This window comes from Shewanella sp. SW24 (genome assembly GCF_025653395.1).
GTDB classification, from domain to species: Bacteria; Pseudomonadota; Gammaproteobacteria; order Enterobacterales; family Shewanellaceae; genus Shewanella; species Shewanella oncorhynchi.
This window is the reverse complement of the sequence record NZ_JAKKSH010000035.1, coordinates 42,433-48,789: the sequence shown is the minus strand read 5'-3', so window position 1 is coordinate 48,789 and position 6,357 is coordinate 42,433. Positions and strand designations below refer to the sequence as shown.

5 protein-coding genes and 1 pseudogene are annotated in these 6,357 nt (G+C 39.9%); 1 reads left to right on the top strand and 5 read right to left on the bottom strand.

Features of this window, described 5'->3' with window-relative positions; all coding sequences use genetic code 11:
• Positions 1 to 233: pseudogene (locus L5M17_RS20455) on the top strand (IS4 family transposase); the annotation flags it as partial.
• 9 nt (positions 234 to 242) lie between these two features.
• Here L5M17_RS20455 and L5M17_RS20450 read toward each other — a convergent pair.
• The 5 genes from L5M17_RS20450 to pilV are packed head-to-tail and all read right to left on the bottom strand — an operon-like array spanning position 243 to position 6,192.
• Positions 243 to 629 carry a type IV pilin protein gene (locus L5M17_RS20450; protein WP_263148976.1) on the bottom strand — a complete coding sequence of 129 codons (387 nt, stop codon included), beginning with the start codon at positions 627 to 629 and terminating at the stop codon, positions 243 to 245.
• 11 nt (positions 630 to 640) lie between these two features.
• Entirely contained in the window at positions 641 to 4,147 is a 3,507-nt protein-coding gene (locus tag L5M17_RS20445; protein ID WP_263148975.1) for a pilus assembly protein, read from the bottom strand.
• 3 nt (positions 4,148 to 4,150) lie between these two features.
• On the bottom strand, positions 4,151 to 4,612 hold the full coding sequence (locus L5M17_RS20440; RefSeq protein ID WP_028760917.1) for a PilX N-terminal domain-containing pilus assembly protein: 462 nt from the start codon (positions 4,610 to 4,612) through the stop codon (positions 4,151 to 4,153).
• 12 nt (positions 4,613 to 4,624) lie between these two features.
• Entirely contained in the window at positions 4,625 to 5,593 is a 969-nt protein-coding gene (locus L5M17_RS20435) for a PilW family protein (RefSeq protein WP_028760918.1), read from the bottom strand.
• Positions 5,594 to 5,604: 11 nt separating this feature from the next.
• Positions 5,605 to 6,192 carry a type IV pilus modification protein PilV gene (pilV, locus tag L5M17_RS20430; RefSeq protein WP_212601294.1) on the bottom strand — a complete coding sequence of 196 codons (588 nt, stop codon included), beginning with the start codon at positions 6,190 to 6,192 and terminating at the stop codon, positions 5,605 to 5,607.
• Between the last annotated feature and the right edge of the window lie 165 nt (positions 6,193 to 6,357).

Here is a 6,357-nt window from a genome sequence, read left to right as displayed (position 1 = left end):
TGATGGTTCAATGCCTGTTGTGGCTAGTTGGTTTACACGCACAGCAACAGGGCTGGGATAAGCATTTTCAGGCCAATACCATTGGGCATCGAACGGTACTCTCAACGATTCGCTTGGGATTGGAGGTACTCAGGCGGCCTGATTATCAAATCACGGAGAAAGAATTGCTGGCGGCCTGGGTATTATTCGCCAATCAGTTGCTCAAATATGGCTATGCTATGGCTGATTTATGAGGGGATCCTTCAGCACTCCGCACTCGGACCTTTTGCCCCAGTATCTGATATTGTTAAAGAAGAGCACGAGGCATCACGACTAGCCTGAACCCCTTGAGCAACTGCCTTAATCGTAAAGCTTGATTCACCACTTGATGATACAGAGTAATGTTTATGCTCAGTGATATAAGGGTTTGCCCCTACAAGTTTTGTTAAATCAGTAGCATATTTTTTATTATCGAGATAATACTGTTCCTGCAAGTTTGCTATACGCATCAAAGCAGCTAACCCTTCTGATCTTGCACTCTGAGCAATGTATTGCGTATAAGAAGGGTATGCAATCGATGCCAAAATACCAATGATCACGACGGCGATCATCACCTCTATCAGGGTAAAACCTTTAAGTTTAACCTTCATAAATTAATAACTCATTCATTTATATGATAATAAATTTTATTAACACCTAACCCAGAAGCAACGTTGATTGTACCTGTATAATCCCCATTTTCATTTTTCTCACCTTTACCAACTCCAATAATATAGATATACGGATCTTTACCGGATTCAGGTGCAGGAATAACAATCTGCGGTGTATCCGGTACACGTTCACCCAGTTCATAATATAATTGAGAAAAGGATCTCGTTCCTTTGTGCAAATCGAACGGATATAACTTGCCAGAACCAGACACCAAACACACGTTATCGGCAACCGAGTCAGCAGGGGGAGAATAAGAAGTGAAATAAACTTTGCCTTGGACAATCAAGGCAGCTGTTAAACTCTTTTCACCTAGACCACTAAAATCATAGAACCAGCCGAGTTTTTTACCGAAACTTATGTTGTCGGCTTCAGACGCAGGTGCAGTAGAAGTCACATCATAGAGATCATTGATTGTGATCGCCTCGGGAACATCACCGCCAGTAAAACTCTTAGTCACCACATTACGATCTTGCAATGTAAAAAACATATCATTGATATCAGTAGATGATGGGTGGGGTCGCGTTCCACTTCCAATCACCACCGCATCATAGGGAACATTTTGATAAGTTTTAGTCGTAGTAGTACCACTCTCTGTTGTCACCTTAACTTCGGATAAATTAGTAAACATCGTTTGTGCTACAACAGGTTCTGCATAAAAACGACGATTATTACTATCAGTACCACCTAAAGAAGCAAATTTAAATGCACTCCAACTCGACTTACTTGCACTTGGAAGATCAATGCGCCAGACATTTGCACCGACATCGGAGGCATAAATCCTATCTGTATACCCATCATTATTACTATCAAGTACGGCGACTGAGTTTGGAATGCTATCCTGAATACCCGAAAGTACTGTTGCACCCGATGCAGAGCCACCAAATGAATGAATCAAAGTTCCCTTCTCTGCATCGACAATATAAACCGCACGACCTACCGGAGAAGATGAAGGAGTTGCATCAAAACTAACATCGTAGCCACCACCAAAAATGAGTACAGGCTTTTCATAACCAACGATTTTCGTCACTATAGGCTCAGACCATGTTTGTCCAAGATCAGAAAAACCATCCGTTGATGGATTAATAGTCCACATTAGAGAAGGGCTATCAGGGTTTGTCACATTGAGGGCATAATAAGACGAACCACCTCGACGCATCCCCATATAGACCCATGCTTTAATCACTTTACCCTCAGCATCAGTTTCTGTGTAAGCAACTGGAGATGAATCCATTCCGTATACTGTGTGTACACCTGAAGGATCATTACTTCTCAGTTCTGTTAAATTAGGCAATAACTCATAGGGAATAAAGCCCCAAGTCTCTGATACAGATTCGCCCGCATCTTTAAACATATGCACAACACCTTGATTAGTGCCAAGCATGATACGAATATCAGTCGCGTTTTTTGTGCCGAAATTGAGTGCAAGTGGCTTAGAATGAAGAGGATCACCCATAACATCATTACGTATATCTGTCGTACTACCATCTTTATTATCGTCGTCGACATCTATCCCATTAAGCCAATTTAACGTATTAGCAAGCTCATCTACGCTAGTTCTCATATAGCTAGCTAGCGCAGCATCACCGCCTGCTGCAGTTTGTGCATTAGCAAGTGTTAAGGGCGTTAAACTGGAGGACCCATTTAAGTTACTTACAATATTCCTAACTTCTTGCTTTCTGATTTGTGCCGCGACTCCGCCGACTTCAACTTTATTCCCATCCTTTTGCGCAACACAATCCGACCATATAGTACAGGCACCATCTTTAATATTGCCGTTATCTGCTATAGCTGCATTCCCTTTACTATCAACCAATGTTCCATCTGCGGTTACTTTTAATTTTTTTAAATTACCGCTCCAACGAGGTCCTTTGCCTGGGAGAAACATAGCGTAATAAGCGGCATCAAATGTCTGAGTCCTATCAAAATTATTACTAGCAATACTTGGAGATGTAAAACTTGAATCAATATTCAAAATATTTGATAACGCATCATTAAGTGCATTCTGTAGTTCAAGACTGTTCTGAGCAGCAAAATATAAACCACCACCTCTTTTAGCCGTCTCAGCAAGTAAAGGTGCGGCATCTTCTGCACCTTTACTAAAACCAATAGTATAAGTACGAACATTCTGCATTTGTTCAGTATTTGAACTGTCCAATTTGTTAATTAAGTCGTTATTAAACATATAACTAGCTAATGCGGGCAAATAGCTTGCTGTATCTAGATTTTTAGAAAATGAAGAGTAATCCCCTTCCTTACTTCCAGTGGCAGTTAAACTAATAACGTCATTATTCGCATTTTTATCAACTGTTGGAGAGCCATCAGTGACATAGATAACATAAGCAATATCCGTACATACTTTAAATGGACTTGCGTAGTTACCACTCTTCTCCACTGAACTATCATACGGGGGTTTATTTCCTACATACGAGCCATAATCAGTATCACTATGACCATATTTAACGCCCTTACCTGCAAAGTAACGGTAAGCTTCATACATAGTCTCACATAATGGCGTATTTGTTTTTGCTGGCAAACTATCAATAGTAGATAATAAACTAGCACGCGTACTATCCGTCATCTGAGTAATGCCAGATACAATTCGACCACCGTCTCGATTACCTTCATTTGGATAATTATAATTAAATACAGCAAGTCCAAAATCCACTGTTGGAGTTGAACTAATAATATTAGAAATCGCTTTCTTCGCAATTTCTAGTCTTGAAATTTTTACCGTTGGTAATTTTCCCGCTTTAGATAATCCGTACCATCTTAAGTAATTATCAGTGTACAAGGTAATAGGTTGTCCAACACCAAAGTCAGTATTATTAGCTGCGGCTAAAGCATTGGTCCAAGTTGTTCCTGGTAGTGAGGAAGTAAAATATGGATACGCTTTCTTTTTACTACCTGACCCCGTTGTTACCCCGTTAGCAGGAAATCCATTAGGATATGATGATGAATTACTCGGATTTATTTGAGAAATATCTTCCCAACAATCAATTACTTTTATTGCTGTACCGTTTGTTTCAGGTAGTTCTTTCCAAACACCAGTAGTACCACTTGATGTGAACTCTCTTATATACCCAGTAAAACGACCAAACTCTGCTAATGCAGCTTTGCTTTGACTACATCCATTTAAACTAGCTTTAAAATTACGCTTATCAGAGCTAGTATCAGGGGTGGGTAATCCTCCACCGCCAACAGCATAATAAATAAGAGTATCACTATACCCAGAACCACTTACGGCTGGGTAGTCATAGTTAGGGTCATAATCTACAACCTGAGTAATTTCTTCAGTCGACATACTTCCTGAGTTATCAAATATAACGAGCACTTTAGGTCTTGCGCCCGTTCGAGTTGTTGATTCTTTTACATATAACTCAGTATCATCGGCAAAAGTTGGTCCAGACGAAACAACCATCGCAGACAATATAAGACTAGCCAGCTTCTTGATTAACATATATCACCACCCTGTCCCAGCGATAACTTCTTGCTCCACTAACATAACAACTGTAAGTTGCCCTAAATTATCACGCCCAAAATTAGCAGTACTTCTAATTTCTACTCGACGACAATCTATAAAAGGTGTTGGTTTAGGGCTTCGTTGACAGGCAACATCTTTCGCACTAATAACTACGTTACCAGCTGCATCCACTTCAAATGGGCTTGGTGTAAATGTTTGCTGGGAACCGAACTCTGTCGTAGTCATAACATTAGATAAGGTTGTTAAACTCGTTCCTTTATTAGCTTCTATCGTAGCTACTAATCCACCATCGGCGATTGATTTTGCTTCTATACGCTCAGAGCCAGCTCCAGACATACGCATGGACTGGGTCGAATTAACAGCCAAAGCGACACCTATAATAGTCATAAGTAACAATATGATAAGTGCAAAAAATAATACAATTCCTTTTTGCTTTTTCATCTTACCAACCTTCTAATTTCTAATTAACACTGGATTAGCCAGCACCATAGTCGTCGAAACTATCTTGCGTCGATAATGATCATTCAAATTTTTAATTTCCTTATCGCCCAGAGTGTAAGTAGTTTCATTGGTATAACTTTTATCTTCATCAATAGCGCGAACCAACAAGAAAACCCTTAAGGCAACAAGTCTTTGAAATAATTCGTTGTCCCACATTAATGTGGTTACATTTTCTGCTGGCATAAAACTATCGGCGGTATCATCTCCATTACTATCAAAACCATAAAGAATACGCATATTCTCAATGCCTTCAACTAACTGCTCTTCGTTATTCATGCCATTATTCTTGGTTAATGTTTTTCGGCGTAGAACAGGTACAGAACCATCATTTTTAATAAAATAAATATGATGCTGATATTCCCAAAAACGAGCATTTTCGAGTACTGGATTGGGAGGATTACCGCCTTTAAACATCACAGCTTCACTCGAAGTTGCAGCCATATAAAAACGCTCGCCATTGGGATTAGTCACTGGTGGGCCAACTAATCTTTTAATTTGAATGACATCCGTATTCTGATTCACACCTGATAAGCAACTTAATGTATCCCCACTCTCGCCCTCTTCATATCCCCATAGACGCCTAAAGTGTGCAGGTTCAGCATTAGGTAAAGTACCGTTATTTACGCCTGCACCAATACAATCATTTGCAACACCATCCCTCAAGGTCATATTGGTTCCAAGTACAAAATCTGTTCCCGTTATGTCCCCCATAAAACCTAACTGACTAATGTCTCTTTCCATGAGTGACAAAGCAATTCGTCCATTTTCTTGCAATTGGTTAAACTGGCTCGTTGTGATCACATTGGAAGAAGACATACTAAACATGCCAAAAAGCCCAAGAGTGAGAAATAAGCCAATGACCATAGAGACCATTAGCTCAACCAGCGACATCCCTTTCTCACAGTTTTTTAAATTATCCATACATAGTTAACCTAAATAATCATTGTCGAAAGAATAAAAAGCCGCCTACGCGTACCAATATCTTCTCCACATTCACTCCCAGAATAACTTGTACCCGCGCCCTCTCGGATCCCTCTCCACGCAATTGCGACCGTTACAGTTGAACCATCTACATTAATGCAAGCTGTTGGAGAGTCTAACCCACCAACATTCTGGCTATCCATAACTTCGGCTGCCCCCATAAAACTCTGTTCCCACTGGTAAAGATCCCAAGCTTCAGTCTCTTCTGGAGTACATATACTCACTGCGCCAACAGCAACGTCACAAACATTACCGGGTTTACCCAGAGAGCCTGTATACTCACCATCGTAATTGACCAGTTGTGTTCTATTAAGCTTCATCCGGTTGATAATATCATTTGCATAATAGGAGGCTTGAGTTTGCTGAAAGGATTCAAAGCTGCCACGCTTTGCAACAATATGCAGATTAAAAATACCAATTAAGCCAATGACTAAGATCACTAACGCAACAAGCACTTCAATTAATGAGAAGCCCCGTTGAAATCCCCTTTGTGTCAACCTTTCGATTTTAGCCATATTTTTGACAAGCTTTTCAGCTATTTACCTTTTAAAATCTTAGTATTACGATAAAAATCACCAACAGTTAATAATAGATGAGTAAAATGTAAGTAGCCAGTAACATTAGCACATAAGCATTGACATCATTATGCTTTGAATGAATTTGAGACAATAAAAAAGAGGCTTATAGCCTCTTTTTTATTGTCG

Coding starts and splice junctions, on each gene's coding strand:
- L5M17_RS20450 (WP_263148976.1), bottom strand. CDS start 629: ATGAAGGTTAAACTTAAAGGTTTTACCCTGATAGAGGTGATGATCGCC.
- L5M17_RS20445 (WP_263148975.1), bottom strand. CDS start 4,147: ATGTTAATCAAGAAGCTGGCTAGTCTTATATTGTCTGCGATGGTTGTT.
- L5M17_RS20440 (WP_028760917.1), bottom strand. CDS start 4,612: ATGAAAAAGCAAAAAGGAATTGTATTATTTTTTGCACTTATCATATTG.
- L5M17_RS20435 (WP_028760918.1), bottom strand. CDS start 5,593: ATGGATAATTTAAAAAACTGTGAGAAAGGGATGTCGCTGGTTGAGCTA.